Source organism: Paenibacillus vulneris (genome assembly GCF_039543185.1).
Classification (GTDB): Bacteria; Bacillota; Bacilli; order Paenibacillales; family NBRC-103111; genus Paenibacillus_S; species Paenibacillus_S vulneris.
This window is the reverse complement of record NZ_BAABJG010000003.1, coordinates 426,267-441,102: the sequence shown is the minus strand read 5'-3', so window position 1 is coordinate 441,102 and position 14,836 is coordinate 426,267. Positions and strand designations below refer to the sequence as shown.

The window sequence follows — 14,836 nt, the reverse complement described above, 5'->3', positions numbered from 1 at the left end:
AAACCTACGATTTTTTTGAGATAAAAGGAGAGTATTCTACATGCAAGAGGAGAAGAAAAGGCTTTCATGGATGCGTCTCATCTTGTTGCAAATCGTTATCGGCTGTACGCTCATTGGCATCTTCGCTTATGTATTCCGCATTGGCATGGATGAAGTAAGAATCATCCCGAGGGAGCTGAACGGCCGCGATATGTTCGACGGCGTCCCGATGAGGATGAACATTACTTACCCGGGGATAGGCACGATTTCCATAGAAGACCCCAAAGAGCTGATCACGTGGAAGGAATCCTTTGCCCGCTTGCTTAGCTCCGGCCGGCAGGAAAATCGCGCAAACGCTTCCCGTATGCTGCTGACGGGCTCTGTCGCCTATCTCGACCAGGAGGATATGTCGTTCCAGATCGGAACGAGCGGGTTTCTCTTCGGCTCCGACTCGGTTAACTCGCTCGATGTCAGCGCGGAGATCCGCAAGCTTCAGAATATGCTGATCGACAAAACGCTCACTGCAGATACGGTTGGAGGAGCGATCGAGAATACGGGGCATGAGGTTTTCCGGCTGGAGAACGGCTCCCTGACTCCGCTACCCCAAGAGGAACGGGCTGTTCTGACAAAGCAAATGCGAACCGCCGTGCGGCTTATCGACTTCAGCCATTTTGATTTCTCCGATAAACCGCCGGGCTCCCACTTTGTCGTGCAGCTTGCCGAAGAGGAGAAGAACCGCAAGCATTGGCTGCATATCGACCGGTATGATAACGCTTACTTCGTTGTCTTTGATCTGCTCGACGAGACGAACCATAAAGCCTATTTCAAGCTAAAAGAAGCCTCCTAATGAACAGAGGGGATGGTTGGTAGAAATGGCTAGAAAGAAAAGCAATAGTTCCGTGATATTCGCTTCGGTGGCTGTCATTGTCCTGATAGCCGGATTTTTCCTGTACAAATCGGGCATGTTCGGCGATAAGGCCAAGGGCAAAATTACAGTGTACTCGATTTTCCAGGAAGAAGAAGCACGTAAGATTCTGGATAAGTTCAAGGCGGAAACCGGCATTGATTACGAAGTGCTCCGGCTGCCGAGCGGCGAAGCGGTAACGCGCGTGCAGAATGAAATGGGCAAGCCGCAGGCGGACTTCCTGATGGGCGGACCTGCCGATTCGCACGAGGTGCTTAAGAAAGCCGGCGCGCTGGAGAGCTACATCTCCCCGAACGCGAAGGACATACCTGATAACATGAAGGATAAAGACGGGTTCTGGACCGGATTTTATTTGAACCCGGTTGCCATCGGCATCAACGAGCAGCGCTGGAAAGAGAAATACGGTACAGCCCCTTATCCGCAAACGTTCAAGGATTTGCTGGACCCTAAGTTTAAAGGCGAGATCGGCATGTCCGACCCTGCGACCTCCGGAACGGCGTACACAGCAGTAGCTTCTCTGGCCCAGGTATGGGGTAAGGATGAAATGCTGAAATATGTGGCGCAGCTACTCCCTAATTTGAAGGAAAGACCGAAATCCGGCATCGAGCCGATCCAAAAAGCCGCCAAAGGCGAATACACCATCGGGGTCACCTTCCTGGGCGATCAGCTGAAAATCAAAAACCAAGGCAATCCGATCGTCAGTATCGTTCCTGAAGCAGCAGGCTATGAAGTAGGCGGCCTGGCCATCGTCAAAGGCGGACCGAACACAGCCAACGCCAAAAAATTGATGGACTACATGCTGACCAATGAGCCTGGCACGCTCTACAGCGAATCTGCAATGGCGGTATCCGTGAAGCCGGGCGTTCCCGTTCCGAAGAACGGCATTGATATCAAAACGACGAAGTACAATACATCCTACAGCTTATGGAAGGCTGCCGAACAGCGCAAAGAGCTGCAGGACGCTTTGAAAGACTTGAAGTAACGATAGAGGTATTTTTCGGGACACACAGGGGAGTCTTTCGCCACAGCTTGTTCACGGCAGACTCCCCGTTTTTAACCTACAACGTATTCGGAAGGTGGTCGTAGCCCCTATGATAACAGAAAAAACGGGCATGAGCGCATCCGTCGGCCGGCTGGCCCGAGATCCTTCTTCCCTGATCCTCGTTCTGATCAGCTTTGCCGTGCTGTGCCTCTTTGTCGTGTACCCGCTCCTCTATGTCGTTGCGCTGCCAGGCGCTGACAGCTGGGGAACCTTTTTCAGCAAGAGCCGGTACGGTACAGCCCTGTTTAACACGGTCGTCAGCTCTACCTTGTCTGCTCTGACTGCAACGGTGTGTGGATTTATATATGCTTATTCGATTCATTACAGCAACATCCGGGGGAAAAAGTTTTTCCGGTTCATTGCCTTTCTCCCCATTCTTGCTCCATCGGTCATGACCGGGCTTGCTTTCCTGCTCCTGTTCGGACGGGGCGGCATGGTATCTCAATGGATGAAATCATGGTTCGGCGTGGAGCTTGACCTCTACGGTCTTCCGGGACTCTGGATCGTGCAGACGATCTCCTACTTCCCGCTTGCTTACATGACCATTACCGGCGTACTCCGGGCGATCTCACCGAATCTGGAAATCGCCGCTCAAAATCTGGGCGCCCGCGGCTTCTACCTGTTTCGTACCATTACGATGAAGCTGGCGCTGCCGGGAATCATCAACGCGTTCCTTCTCGTTGCGATCAACTGCTTTGCAGATTTCGGGAATCCGAAGCTGATCGGGGGCAATTATTCGCTCCTGGCTGTTGAAATCTACGGAGAAATTATTAATAACGAACCGAGACTTGCCTCGGTCATGGGGATCATTCTGGTTATCCCTGCCCTGCTCGTGTTCGCCATTCAGAACAAGCTGCTGGCCAAAGGCTCTTATTCTACCATTACGGGCAAGCCTGTCTCGGGTCTTAACCGGGTTACGACTTCCCGTAAAACCGACATCGCCTTGTTTACCTTCAACAGCATCATGTCGGTCTTCATCCTGTCGATGTTCGCCATTACGATTTTGTTCGCTTTCACCAACAACTTCGGGCGGGATAACACCTTTACGCTCGACCATATTATGAAAATCGTATTCAATCCGTCCTCACCTGCCGTTATGAACAGCCTTGTGCTGTCGCTGGTCAGCTCGTTTCTGGCCGTCGCCTTCGCCCTGGTGCTGGCTTATGTTATCGTACGCAAGCCGTTTCCGGGTAAAAGAGCGCTCGATTTCGTCGCGGTTCTGCCGATTGCCCTTCCGGGGACCTTCGTCGGCTTGGCTCTGATCGTTGCGTTCAGCTCGGGACCTATCGTGCTTCAAGGCTCCGCCGTGCTGATTATTGTCGCCATGCTGCTGAAGCAAATGCCGGTCGGCTATCGCGGGTTAACTGCCGCATTCAAGCAGGTGGACAAATCGATTGAGGAAGCCGCTACGAATCTGGGAGCGGACAGCAGACGGACACTGACGACGATTGTCTTCCCGATGCTGCAGAAGACGGTGGTCGCCAACTTTGTCTACGCTTTTATGAAAAATATGAATACCTTGAGCACCATCGTGTTCCTGATTACCCCCAAATGGGTCGTCGCCGCCGTCTCCATCTTCAATTATGCGGAGACCGGAACCTACTATTGGGCGGCCGCCGTGGCTGTCGGCCTAATGGGAGCGACACTGTTAACACTCGGTATCATGAAGCTTATTTTCCGTTCGAAGGTCAAAATATTCGATTTCTAACCCGTCAGGAGTGAGGCGCATGAGCTCGCAAGTATTACTGGATTTAAGAAATGTCAATAAAGTGTTTGGCGATAATCACGTCCTCAAGCAGATTGATCTGAAGATTGAGCGCGGCAAATTCATCACGTTCCTTGGACCGAGCGGCTGCGGCAAAACTACGCTGCTCCGTTCCATCGCAGGATTTTATACGATTGATGAGGGAGAGATCCTTATCGACGGCAAGCTTGTCAACGATCTTCCGCCGTATAAGCGAGGCACGCCGATGGTATTTCAGGAATACGCTCTCTTCCCTCATATGACCGTATTCGATAATGTCGCTTACGGTCTGGATATTCAGAAGCGTCCCGAGGCGGAAGTAGAAGAGCGCGTCAAGGAAGCGCTCGCCAAAGTCAAGCTGACCGGCCTTGAGGAGCGCTACCCGCACCAAATGTCCGGGGGCCAGCAGCAGCGCGTCGCGATGGCGCGGGCATTGGTCATGAACTCCCCGATCATTCTGCTCGACGAGCCGCTCTCCAACCTGGACGCCAAGCTTCGCGAGGAGGTTCGCGTGGAGCTGCGCACGATCCAGCAGGAGCTTGGATTGACGGTCATCTACGTGACTCACGATCAGCTGGAAGCCTTGTCGATGTCGGATTATATCGTCGTCTTCAACAAAGGAGCCATCGACCAATACGGCACCCCTCACGAAATTTACTATAAGCCGCGCACTCCTTATGTCGCCGATTTCATAGGGACAACCAATTTTGCGGATGCGGTAGTGCGCCATACAGCCGGAGGGCAAGCTACGGTGGAGTATACGATAAAAGAGAAGGCGAGGACCTGCACGGCGAACAGCGAGGAACAAGTGCAGCCGGGGGAGCAGGTATTGCTCAGCATTCGCCCTGAATCGATGCGCATCAATGCCGCCGTCAGCGATACGGATTTTATCGTCAGCGGCTTCGTGAAGTCCTCGATGTTTCTTGGTGAGAAGGAGCGTTATTTTATTCTTGACGATACGAGGAAGGAATGGATCGTGGACGTCTACGATATTGGGCAGACCCGATTTGAAGGCAACGTCACGATCAGCGCCGCCGCCGATAAAATACATTTGATCAAAACCGGTTCATAATATAGGGTGAACTGAAAAAACATAACCGGGGCCTCGGCTTCGAAGCTGATTCAGGTATTTTGCAGGGAGCCTTGAAAGTTAATAAATGATGAAAAAAAGGAAACCTTCGTTTCCTTTTTTGGCTGTTCGGATGAGGGGAGAGACACAACATGAGAACAAAGGAATGGCTTATTTTGCTTGCGGCGGCGGTATTGACCTTTGCCGGGTTCATGCTCTTCAGCGAAAAAAAGAGCAACCAGCCTCTTAAGGTGTACGTCGTCTTCCAGGAGGACGAGGGGCGTATCCTGCTCGAGAAGTTTAAGAAGAAAACGGATCAGCCCTATGAGCTCATCCGCATGTCCAGCGGTGAGGCAAGCTATCGTCTCATTGCTATGGGGAAGACGGGAATCGACGTCGTCCTCGGAGGCCCTGCCGACCTGCATGAGCAGCTTAAGAACAAGAACAAATCCTTACACTACCTCTCTCCAGCCATAGGCAGCATTCCGTCTAAATATAAGGATAGCGACGGTTATTGGACAGGCATGTACATGGGGGCTCTTGCCATCGGCGTCAACCAGACGGTCTGGCAGCACGATCCCAAGCTTGCCTCCCTTCCTCTGCCGGAACAGTACGAAGATCTCCTTCGTCCGGAGCTCGAAGGCAAGATCCAAATTCCCGACCCGGAGACCTCCGGGACCGGCTATACGCTTCTCGCCTCGCTTGCTCAGCAGCGCGGTGAACGTGAAGCGATCGAGCTGATGCAGAAGCTGAAAAAACAAAGCAATTCCACCACCTTCGCCGGGATTACCAGCGCCCAGCGGCTCGCTGAAGGCGAGGTTGCGGCTGTCGTCAGCTTCCTGGGCGACCAGCTGCGGTTCAAAAACTCGGGATATGACATCCTCTCCTCCATCCCGCCACAGGCCGGCTGGGAGATCGGAGGCATCTCCATCCTGAAGGGAGGTAATAACCTTGCCGCCGCAAAGCAGCTGGTCGATTTCATGCTGTCCCGGGAGGTGCAGGCAGACTATATGAATACGGCCTTCTCGTTCCCTGTAACGCCCGATATTCCTGCTAACCCTTTGCTCGCGTCTGTAAAGCTGGAAAACTTATACCCCGCCTACCGATTCGATATAGCCGCCAATGTCCGTGAACGTCTGATCGGCCAATGGCGTGCGGCATTGCAGGAGTAGCCAGAAAATATCCCCACAAAGTGAGGCCTTGGCTTCGAAGCTGATTCAGGTACTTTGCGGGGAGCCCCGAAATTATAATCTATAATAATAAAAAAAACACATAGTGGGGCCAGGCAACGGGGTACTGAAGCAATTTTTCACAATTTCAGGTTTCTCAACAGACTGACCCCGCATAGCGGGGCTTTCTTCGAAGCTGATTCAGGTACTCTGTGCGGTACCCCGATACTCTGGAGCGTAGTTACTCCAACAGACCGAGCTCCTCATACACTTTTCCCGAAACGACTCCATGCTGAATCAAATGGCGGTCTTTCTGAAACTTTTTCAGAGCGGCTGTCGTATCTGAACGAAACTTGCCATTGCAGACTCCGTTAAAATATCCGGCGCTCTTCAAGCGCGACTGGATTAACTGCACATCTCCTCCGACATCGCCTTCCGCAAGTTCCCTCGGATTATGTCCCGGATCCCCTAACACATGTCCGTATATCGTAACCTTGGTTCCGAGAGGAATCAGATCGTACAATTCAATAACACTTCTGTTGCCCATTCGGATGCAGCCGTGACTCAAGTGCTGACCAATGGAATAGGGCTTGTTGGTGCCATGAATACCGTAATTACCCCAGGGCACATTTAACCCGAGCCACCGCGGACCGAACGAAGGGCCCCAGTCCTTCCCTTTGTACACCACCTTGTATTCACCTACGGGTGTCGGTGTCGACGGATTTCCGACCGCAACCGGATAGGTCTTGATGATTATCCCATGCTTACGTACAACAAGACGGTGCTCCCGGGGAAAAACTTCAATCGAATAGACCCCCTCATCCGCTACAATAGGCAGCGACGGATCGGCATGAACGGACCGGAAACAGGCTCCATTGCTAAAGATCAAAATAAATATTGCGAGTACAATGGTCTTAGCCGAAATAGCAGGTAGGCAGCTCTTCATATCTCCGTTGTCACCACTTGTCCCATTTTCATTTTGTCAGTTTAAGTTTGCAACGGATACAATATTTTATTCTCGTTTCTTGGAATACCCAGGCATATAAAAAACTATTCAAGTGCTTTGCGAAGAGAACTATCAACAGGATTTAAAAAAAGAACGCAGCTGTATCAGCGGCGTTCTTTATTGATTAGAAAAACAGCAACCGTAAGGAGCAGCTCCATCCATTATTTCGCAGCAGGCATCGGCTTCTGATCCTTATACTGCAGCTCGTATAAGCGGTAATAATAACCGCGCTGCGCCAGCAGCTGATAATGGTTGCCGATCTCGCGCACTTTGCCTTTGTGCATGACGACGATTTGGTCGGCATGCTGGATGGTGGACAAACGATGGGCGACGATCAACGTAGTTCTGCCGGCAGAAATGTTATGCAGCGCGTCCTGCACGACGATTTCCGTCTCCGTATCGATGTTGGATGTCGCTTCATCAAGTATAAGAATTTCCGGGCGGAAAGCAATGGCGCGGGCGAAGGACAGCAGCTGCCTTTGACCCAGCGAGAGATTGACTCCGCGCTCTCCAAGGGGAGTCTTGTAGCCTTGCGGCAGCTCACGGATATATTCATCCATGTGCACCATTTGGGCAGCCTCCCTGATCTGCTCGTCCGTAATGTCCTTGTTGTTCAATCGGATATTCGAAGCAATGTCACCGGTGAACAGGAAGACATCCTGCTGCACGATACTGATGCTGCGGCGCAGCTCATCGAGCGGTATATCTCGAATATCGATCCCATCCAAACGGATGCTTCCTTTTTGAATGTCATAGAAACGGTTAATCAGCTGAATAATCGAGCTTTTGCCGGCACCTGTGGCACCGACGAAGGCGATCGTCTGACCGGGCTGGATGGTAAAGCTTACGTCCTTGAGAACCCAATCCTCTCCATTGTAGGCAAACCATACGTGATCGAACGTAATTTCGCCGCGGATTGGCTTCGGCAAGCTTTGAGTAACTGGCGCATCCACGATAGAAGGCTTCTCGTCCAGCATATCGAAGATTCTCTCCGCCCCTACCATCGCCGTCTGGATCTGATTATATTTCTCCGCGAGGCTCATGAGCGGCTGGAAAAACTGCCGTACATAATGCGTGAAGGCATAGACGATACCGAAGGTAATTCCGCCTTCAATAACACTTGCGCCGCCGTACCATAGCAGAAGGGCAATAGCCACGTTCCCCAGAAATCCGATAGCCGGCTGGAAAATCGAGTTGATGATCGTCCCCCGCATCCCGGCGCGGTAATACCCTGTATTATGATGATCGAACTGCTCCCATTGCCGCTCCTCGCGGGTAAATAACTGCGTGATGCGAATTCCTGATAAATTTTCGGCCAGGAACGAGTTCAGGCGCGACAAGATGACTCTAGCGGTTCGCTGCGCTTCCCGAATGACGGAACGGTACCAGAACGTCAGCACCGCCAGGAAAGGAATGACGGCAAACGACAGCAGAGCGAGCTTCATGCTCATCTGCATCATAATGACGATCGTTCCGAGCAAAAAGATGACATCCTTCACCAGGTTGACGACGACCTGAGAGTACAGCTGATTCAAGGATTCCGTATCCTGAGTGACCCTGACGACAAGCCGTCCTACCGGATTCCGGTCAAAATAGGACATCGACATCCGGCTCAAATGATTGAACAGCTGCTGCCGGATATTAAAAATAATCGTCTGCCCTGTGTACTGAAGCAGATTGCTCTGCAGGTAATTCAGGATGGAGCCGGTGACCACCGTAAGAAGAAATAATATCCCCAGGGTTGTAAAGCCGCTGTAGTCCTGCTTTTTAAATAGATCCAGAACCTTATCTTCAAGCGGGACCGCTTCATAAACCTGACCGCCTGCAGCAAGACGCGCCGGGCTGCCCTCCTGCTCCAGCTTCACTTCCGTCTGCTGGGCCGGTAGCCATCCGGAGATCATATACTCACGGTCTTCCAAGCTTACGATCTGCTTCTTCTCCGCTCCATCCGGGATAGCGGCCTTGGCAGCCGCATCCGGGTCAAGCCGGACATACACCCGGTTATCCCAAGCCGCCTGAGCGCCGCCCAGCGGTTCAAGCTTATCGGCCTGGCTCTTCTCCACTGCAAGCATCGGCTTGTGCAAGCCGTTAATATGACCGTCGATGGCTATCTTCATTAAATAAGGTCTGGCCAGATCGGCAACCACTATCAGAAACGAGAGTACAATGCACAGCAGAATCATTTTCCAATATGGCAGAGCATAGGACATCAGCCGGGTCAGCAGCTGGCTGTCTTTGAAGTTCTTGACGTCTTTCTCCTTATGAATATTCATGCCCCTGCCCCCCTCTGGTAAAGCCCGCTGCCATGAATCCCTTCGTTCTCCTGTCCCTCTTGCCGTTCGGCTTCTTGATCCAGAAGCTGTTTATGATACATATCCGCATAAATGCCGTTGATGCGAAGCAGCTTCTCATGGGTTCCGGACTCTACGATTTCACCTTCGTCCATCACCACGATCTGATCCGCTGCCTGTACGGAAGAAATCCGGTGGCCGATAATGATCGTCGTCCGCTTGGTCATCACGGACTTCAGCCCCTCAAGAATGAGATCCTCCGTGATCGTATCCACCGCGGACAAGCTATCATCGAATATAAGGATAGAAGGCTTTTTGATAATTGCCCGGGCAATGCTCACACGCTGCCGCTGGCCCCCTGACAGGGAGATCCCGCGTTCGCCAAGAGCCGTATCGAACTGCTCCGGGAATTCCACGATATTATCGTATACCTGCGCCACCTTGGACGCTTCGATGACCTGCTCATCCGTATACGGCTTCGGGTCGAACCCGATATTGTCGCGAATTGTGGATGAGAACAAGAATTGATCCTGCGGAACGATGCCGATTTGGCTGCGGAGCGTTTGCAGCGGAATTTCATGAATATCATTCCCGTCAATAAACACCGTTCCTTTGGGCGGGTTGTACAGCCGGACCAATAGATGGACGAGCGTGCTTTTACCGCTGCCGACTCGTCCGACGATCGCAAGGCTGCTTCCCTTCTTCACCTTCAAGGATATATTCTTGAGCGTAGGCTGCCCCGCCTCCGGGTATGAAAACGTGAGATTACGGATCTCGATGTCTCCGTCGATGTCCTTAATTCCCTGATTAGCCGACATATCGTCGACGACTTCCGGCTGTGTATTAAATATTTCAAGCAGACGCAGCTCCGATGCTTTCCCGCGCTGCATTAAGTTGACGACCTTGCCCAGATTTTCAATCGGCCCCATCAAAAGCGATAAGTACGTATTGAAAGCGACGAATTCCCCTAGCGTAATGATGTTTTTAAGCACCATAACACCGCCCAGCACGACCGATACAAGAAAGCTGAAGCCTACAATGCCCGAGCTTAGCGCCCCGAACAGCGAGTTGGATTTGACAAACCGGCGGTTCATATCTACCGCATGCTGATTATCCTGTGTGAACAGTTTGCTTTCTTCCCGCTCCTGTACAAACGCTTTCACAACTCGAATACCCGCTGTGAATTCCTGCACCCGGCTCGTTAAATCCGATATGGCTCTCTGCATGTCCACCGATTGCTGCTGGATCCGCTTGTTAAACTTATAAGCCAGCAGACTTAACAACGGCAGCGGCAGCATGGTAAGCAGTGTCAGCAGCGGATTAACGGACGTGACCATGGCAATGATCGAGATAAGAATCAGCATCATGGATTCCATAATGTTGAAGTAGCCCTGCATCGTAACCTCGCGGACCACCCCCACGTCGCTGATCGCATGCGACATTAGGTCTCCGATTCTCTGGTTGTTGAAATATTGGGCCGAAAGCTTCTCCCAATGCTTGAATAGCTCCCCTCTCACCCGCATTTCCAGCATACGGGACAAACGAAACAAGTAAATCCGGCTTGTCGAACGAAAGAAAGCGATTCCCAGACCGACGGCAATCATCCACAAAGCGAACTTGATCGCCTCGCTGTAGCTTAATGTCGAACTTTGCAGCTTGTCGGTAAATTGCCCCAGCAGTTGAGGTATCAGCAGCTGCAGCAAGCTCGATATGGACAATAATGCAAACCCCATTAGGTAAGGCCATCGGTTCCTCTTCACATGATCCCAAAAAATATTACGCCTCTCCATCCGTTTTCCCCCCGCGGTATCCCCCATTATGCCTATCTCTTGTAGTCAAAATCGAGTCTTATTCCTAAGCTAATGTTAAGATTACCGCGATTGCTCACAAGTTACCATGGATTTACTTGCTTCAAAGTATGGACTATTTTACTTTTTCAAAATGCCAAATATGGACCTTCTCAATACCTCCCTTAACCCACTCCCCGAGCCGGGACCAGTTGGTACTGTCAAAAGGATTGCGATCGGAGGCTGTCGCCTCCCGCTCTTCTGCCTGCCCTTGTCTGACCTGCTTCAGCAGCTGGTATTGCTCCTTCGACATGTCGTTCCATAATTCGACGAACAAGCCCGGTTGATCACTTCCTTCAAAGAACTCCACATTTTCGTGAAATGCCCGAACTTCCGTCACCCACTCTGAATAATTTGACCTGTAAGCGGGTAAGATTTGATATTCCACAAATACTTTAGACATTTTTTCACCTCGTTGCTTTATTTTGATCAATAAAATGATACACTAATAATATGCCTGCGCGCCCGTGCAGCTCAAGTTTAATCACAAAACGGGTGAAGCGGCCTTAATAGTAACGGGCATCCAACAAGAAGCCCAAGCCTATAAGAATCAGGATTTCTTCGAAAAGCTCAGTGTATGCTTACGATGCAGGCTTTCCTTCGGAAAGCCCTTAGGAGGAGACAAACATCATGGACAGCGGAACACACCTAGTGATAGGATTCGGACTAGCCGGATTGGCTTACGTCGACCCTATCGTTGCAGCGGACCCTACCGTTTCCACTGCCGTACTAATTGGAACCGTACTTGGATCCCAAGCGCCGGATGCAGATACGCTGCTTCGTCTCAAAGGCAATGCCGTTTATATCAAAAATCACCGCGGGCGTTCTCACTCACTCCCCGCGCTGCTGATTTGGACGGCGCTCATAACCTTGGGGCTTATGCTCGGATTCAGGGATCTGCCTGTATGGCACGTCGCTATGTGGGTATTCATCGCCGTAGCTTTCCACGTATTCACCGACTTGTTCAATACGTACGGCACCCAGGCCATAAGGCCCTTTTCGGAAAAATGGATTTCATGGAACATCATTCATATTTTTGATCCGGTTATTTTCATTTCCCACCTTATCGCCATCTTCATGTGGTCGGTCCATTTGGCCCGTCCGGATGTGATTTTTCCAATTTTATACGCTGCTTTGGCTGTGTATTATATTTGGCGATCGTGGTATCATCATTACTTGGAGTCTCACTTGTACGAGAAGGATTCCCGTTACGAGAAAGGGGACCGCTATTACCTGATCCCGACCTTTCATTTGTACGTATGGCAAATCGTCAAGAAAAAAGTTAACGGTCACTTCGTTCTGGGAGAATACAAGCATAATCAGATTAAATGGATAGACACGACATCATGCGCGGCGCATCCCGCCGTCGAAGCTTCCAAAAAGCATAAGGATATCGCATCCTTCCTGTACTTTTCCTCCTTCGCTTGCGCAGAATTAAGGCATCATGACTGGGGATATGAAGTGAGATGGATCGACGTGCGGTACCGGCACCGGAGACAATATCCTTTCGTTGCCGTAGTTACCATGGACAAGGAATTTCAATTTCTCGATTCCTATGTGGGCTGGCTGAGCGATTCCAGACTGGAGAAAAAATTGCGGGTCAATACGTAAGCGGCACAAGAAAGAAGCTGGGGCGTACTTGCTTCTCTCGACCTGCCAGATTCGTTAACGTTCGACAGGGCTGCTGCGACAGCCCTTTTTCTTTTCTCCCACTGAGCTTAGTCAGGCTGCATTCGGCAATTGTTCCACAAGCAACAAAATTCATCGACAAAAAAGCCCAAGGATTTCTCCTTGAGCTTCTATGATGATACGTTGTTTCGAAGCAAACCATTCTCGATTAACGGAATTGACCTGCCAGCGATTGCTCGGCGATTTGTACCAGACGACGAGTGATGTGACCACCGATCGCGCCTGTGTCACGAGTTGCCATGTAACCATAGTACCCGTCTTGTGGGATTTGAATACCCAACTCTTGCGCTACTTCGAACTTCAGTTGGTCTAAAGCTTGGTTCGCTTGAGGTACGACTAGTTGGTTGCTGCTGCGGGATTGTCCTTGTGCCATGATGATCAGCACTCCTTTCAATCTGAATGATATCTTTGATGTATTTGCAAGCTTGCAAAGTTATTATGTGACGTACACCAAAAACTATTCACTCATTTTGAAAAATGTTTTTGATTTTCAAATACTCTTGAGAAAGGCGGTGCTTTCCGCATGAACAAAGGACTAGCTCTCTTCTTCGCCATCGTAGGAGCCTTGCTTCTGGCCTGCATCAGTCTTGGACTGAGTCTCGGGAACATATGGCTCGTTCTCCTCTTCACGGTCCTGTCCGTAGGCTTTATCGGCTTCGGCTTTGTCGTCAAAGCGAGAATGAGAAGACGCAACGGCAACGAAGGCTAGAGGATGAAGCCCATTTTTTCTTTTACGGTATTCAAGATTTTCTCCGCTTCCACCGAGGCGCGTTCTGCCCCTTGGCGTAAAATTTGACGAATCTCGCCGGATTTGCGGATATCGTAATATTTTTGCTGAATCGGCTCCAGATGGGCGACAACCTGCTCGGCCAGTTCTTTTTTGAACGGTCCGTAGCCTTGTCCTTCGTACTGGGCTTCGATCTCGGCAATAGACTTGTTGGAGCATTGAGCATAGATACTCATCAAGTTACTAACCTCAGGCTTGTTCTGAGGATCGAATTTCACTTCTCGGCCCGAGTCGGTTACGGCTCGGCTTATTTTTTTGCGGATGACATCCGGCGCATCGAGCATAGCGATAAAGCTGCCTTGGTTCGCGCTGCTCTTGCTCATTTTCTTCGATGCATCGTCCAGGGACATGATCCGTGCTCCAACCTTCGGAATGTAAGGCTCCGGAATGGTGAACGTATCTCCGTAGCGTTGATTGAAGCGGTGAGCCAGGTCACGGGTCAGCTCCAGATGCTGCTTCTGGTCATCGCCTACAGGCACCAGGTCGGCGTTGTACAGCAAAATGTCTGCTGCCATCAGGGAAGGATAAGTGAACAAGCCCGCTCCTACGGAATCTTTGCCAGCCGCTTTATCCTTAAACTGCGTCATTCTCTCCAGCTCGCCCATATACGTGAGCGTCGTCATCAGCCATCCGAGCTCCGCGTGCTGATGTACCTGCGATTGCAAGAATACAGTTGCTTTGGCCGGATCTATGCCCGCTGCGATGTACAGGGCGGCAACGGCTTCCGATTGCTCGCGAAGCGCCGCGGGATCCTGCGGAACCGTTATCGCATGCAAATCCACAACCATAAAGTAACAGTCGTGTGTATGCTGAAGCTCCACGTAATTTTTCATCGCTCCGATATAGTTGCCCAAGGTGGGCAAACCGCTCGGCTGCATGCCGGATAATACTCTTTTCATCTTCATTTCCTCCTTGTGATTCTTGGTTACCCATGTTTGCCACGCAAAAAAGGCCCTTCCGCCGCAAGGGACGAAGGACCGTGGTGCCACCCTAATTTGCCTGATGATAGACATGTTATGCTTCTATTTCATCAAGCCTTAATCTCTTGTAACGGAGAGTACCCGGACCAGCCTAGGACCCGGAGCGCCAAGCTATCCTACGCTTGTTCTCTGCTTCCGAGTCGTTCAACCGTCAGCTCAAGGACCCATTCAACGCCAGCTATCTACCGGTTCACAGCGGCCACCGGCTCTCTGAAAGACTCGTTGTCGTCTACTTGCTCCTGTCATTGCTTGTACCTGTTATGTTGAACAGTTTGCTTCTTGTTATCATAAACAAACGTTCCTTCCGT

At 51.0% G+C, this 14,836-nt stretch carries 13 protein-coding genes and 1 other annotated feature; of the genes, 7 read left to right on the top strand and 6 right to left on the bottom strand.

Annotated features, from left to right (window positions below):
- Positions 1 to 40 precede the first annotated feature (40 nt).
- The 5 genes from ABEA66_RS03405 to ABEA66_RS03385 all read left to right on the top strand — a co-directional run bounded on the left by ABEA66_RS03405 (position 41) and on the right by ABEA66_RS03385 (position 5,931).
- Positions 41 to 826: a DUF3919 family protein gene (locus ABEA66_RS03405; RefSeq protein WP_345586038.1), complete on the top strand. Its 786-nt coding sequence runs from the start codon at positions 41 to 43 to the stop codon at positions 824 to 826.
- A 25-nt stretch (positions 827 to 851) separates the two neighbouring features.
- Positions 852 to 1,886: an ABC transporter substrate-binding protein gene (locus ABEA66_RS03400; RefSeq protein ID WP_345586036.1), complete on the top strand. Its 1,035-nt coding sequence runs from the start codon at positions 852 to 854 to the stop codon at positions 1,884 to 1,886.
- A 109-nt stretch (positions 1,887 to 1,995) separates the two neighbouring features.
- Positions 1,996 to 3,654, top strand: a complete 1,659-nt coding sequence (locus tag ABEA66_RS03395; protein ID WP_345586034.1) for an ABC transporter permease — start codon at positions 1,996 to 1,998, stop codon at positions 3,652 to 3,654.
- 19 nt (positions 3,655 to 3,673) lie between these two features.
- Positions 3,674 to 4,762, top strand: coding sequence for an ABC transporter ATP-binding protein (locus ABEA66_RS03390; protein ID WP_345586032.1), 1,089 nt, complete (start codon positions 3,674 to 3,676; stop codon positions 4,760 to 4,762).
- A gap of 149 nt (positions 4,763 to 4,911) precedes the next feature.
- Positions 4,912 to 5,931: an extracellular solute-binding protein gene (locus ABEA66_RS03385; RefSeq protein WP_345586030.1), complete on the top strand. Its 1,020-nt coding sequence runs from the start codon at positions 4,912 to 4,914 to the stop codon at positions 5,929 to 5,931.
- A gap of 238 nt (positions 5,932 to 6,169) precedes the next feature.
- Here the strand turns inward: ABEA66_RS03385 and ABEA66_RS03380 are convergent, their stop codons facing one another.
- From ABEA66_RS03380 to ABEA66_RS03365, 4 genes are all read right to left on the bottom strand, one after another.
- Complete coding sequence (locus ABEA66_RS03380) at positions 6,170 to 6,874, bottom strand: L,D-transpeptidase family protein (protein ID WP_192703598.1); 705 nt, start codon at positions 6,872 to 6,874, stop codon at positions 6,170 to 6,172.
- Between the two features lie 221 nt (positions 6,875 to 7,095).
- Positions 7,096 to 9,207 carry an ABC transporter ATP-binding protein gene (locus ABEA66_RS03375; protein ID WP_345586028.1) on the bottom strand — a complete coding sequence of 704 codons (2,112 nt, stop codon included), beginning with the start codon at positions 9,205 to 9,207 and terminating at the stop codon, positions 7,096 to 7,098.
- Positions 9,204 to 11,015 carry an ABC transporter ATP-binding protein gene (locus ABEA66_RS03370; protein ID WP_345586026.1) on the bottom strand — a complete coding sequence of 604 codons (1,812 nt, stop codon included), beginning with the start codon at positions 11,013 to 11,015 and terminating at the stop codon, positions 9,204 to 9,206. The genes ABEA66_RS03375 and ABEA66_RS03370 overlap by 4 nt, the downstream gene beginning before the upstream one ends.
- A 133-nt stretch (positions 11,016 to 11,148) precedes the next feature.
- The gene (locus tag ABEA66_RS03365) at positions 11,149 to 11,475 is read right to left on the bottom strand and encodes a hypothetical protein (protein WP_345586025.1); all 327 of its coding nucleotides are present in this window, start codon (positions 11,473 to 11,475) and stop codon (positions 11,149 to 11,151) included.
- A gap of 227 nt (positions 11,476 to 11,702) precedes the next feature.
- Here ABEA66_RS03365 and ABEA66_RS03360 point away from each other — a divergent pair, with 227 nt between their 5' ends.
- Positions 11,703 to 12,683: a metal-dependent hydrolase gene (locus ABEA66_RS03360; RefSeq protein WP_345586023.1), complete on the top strand. Its 981-nt coding sequence runs from the start codon at positions 11,703 to 11,705 to the stop codon at positions 12,681 to 12,683.
- 226 nt (positions 12,684 to 12,909) lie between these two features.
- On the opposite strand, the gene ABEA66_RS03355 is transcribed toward ABEA66_RS03360, so the two are convergent.
- Entirely contained in the window at positions 12,910 to 13,134 is a 225-nt protein-coding gene (locus tag ABEA66_RS03355) for an alpha/beta-type small acid-soluble spore protein (protein WP_079912665.1), read from the bottom strand.
- 150 nt (positions 13,135 to 13,284) lie between these two features.
- On the opposite strand from ABEA66_RS03355, the gene ABEA66_RS03350 reads away from it, so the two are divergent.
- Complete coding sequence (locus ABEA66_RS03350; RefSeq protein ID WP_345586021.1) at positions 13,285 to 13,470, top strand: DUF5325 family protein; 186 nt, start codon at positions 13,285 to 13,287, stop codon at positions 13,468 to 13,470.
- Here the strand turns inward: ABEA66_RS03350 and trpS are convergent.
- Entirely contained in the window at positions 13,467 to 14,447 is a 981-nt protein-coding gene (gene trpS / locus ABEA66_RS03345) for a tryptophan--tRNA ligase (RefSeq protein WP_079912667.1), read from the bottom strand. The two genes, ABEA66_RS03350 and trpS, sit on opposite strands and share 4 nt — an antisense overlap.
- Positions 14,448 to 14,510: 63 nt before the next feature.
- Positions 14,511 to 14,783, bottom strand: a binding site (T-box leader).
- Positions 14,784 to 14,836: the final 53 nt, after the last annotated feature.

Excerpts from the sequence above, each read along its gene's own strand:
- ABEA66_RS03405 (WP_345586038.1), top strand. The coding sequence starts at position 41 with ATGCAAGAGGAGAAGAAAAGGCTTTCATGGATGCGTCTCATCTTGTTG.
- ABEA66_RS03400 (WP_345586036.1), top strand. The coding sequence starts at position 852 with ATGGCTAGAAAGAAAAGCAATAGTTCCGTGATATTCGCTTCGGTGGCT.
- ABEA66_RS03395 (WP_345586034.1), top strand. The coding sequence starts at position 1,996 with ATGATAACAGAAAAAACGGGCATGAGCGCATCCGTCGGCCGGCTGGCC.
- ABEA66_RS03390 (WP_345586032.1), top strand. The coding sequence starts at position 3,674 with ATGAGCTCGCAAGTATTACTGGATTTAAGAAATGTCAATAAAGTGTTT.
- ABEA66_RS03385 (WP_345586030.1), top strand. The coding sequence starts at position 4,912 with ATGAGAACAAAGGAATGGCTTATTTTGCTTGCGGCGGCGGTATTGACC.
- ABEA66_RS03380 (WP_192703598.1), bottom strand. The coding sequence starts at position 6,874 with ATGAAGAGCTGCCTACCTGCTATTTCGGCTAAGACCATTGTACTCGCA.
- ABEA66_RS03375 (WP_345586028.1), bottom strand. The coding sequence starts at position 9,207 with ATGAATATTCATAAGGAGAAAGACGTCAAGAACTTCAAAGACAGCCAG.
- ABEA66_RS03370 (WP_345586026.1), bottom strand. The coding sequence starts at position 11,015 with ATGGAGAGGCGTAATATTTTTTGGGATCATGTGAAGAGGAACCGATGG.
- ABEA66_RS03365 (WP_345586025.1), bottom strand. The coding sequence starts at position 11,475 with ATGTCTAAAGTATTTGTGGAATATCAAATCTTACCCGCTTACAGGTCA.
- ABEA66_RS03360 (WP_345586023.1), top strand. The coding sequence starts at position 11,703 with ATGGACAGCGGAACACACCTAGTGATAGGATTCGGACTAGCCGGATTG.
- ABEA66_RS03355 (WP_079912665.1), bottom strand. The coding sequence starts at position 13,134 with ATGGCACAAGGACAATCCCGCAGCAGCAACCAACTAGTCGTACCTCAA.
- ABEA66_RS03350 (WP_345586021.1), top strand. The coding sequence starts at position 13,285 with ATGAACAAAGGACTAGCTCTCTTCTTCGCCATCGTAGGAGCCTTGCTT.
- trpS (WP_079912667.1), bottom strand. The coding sequence starts at position 14,447 with ATGAAAAGAGTATTATCCGGCATGCAGCCGAGCGGTTTGCCCACCTTG.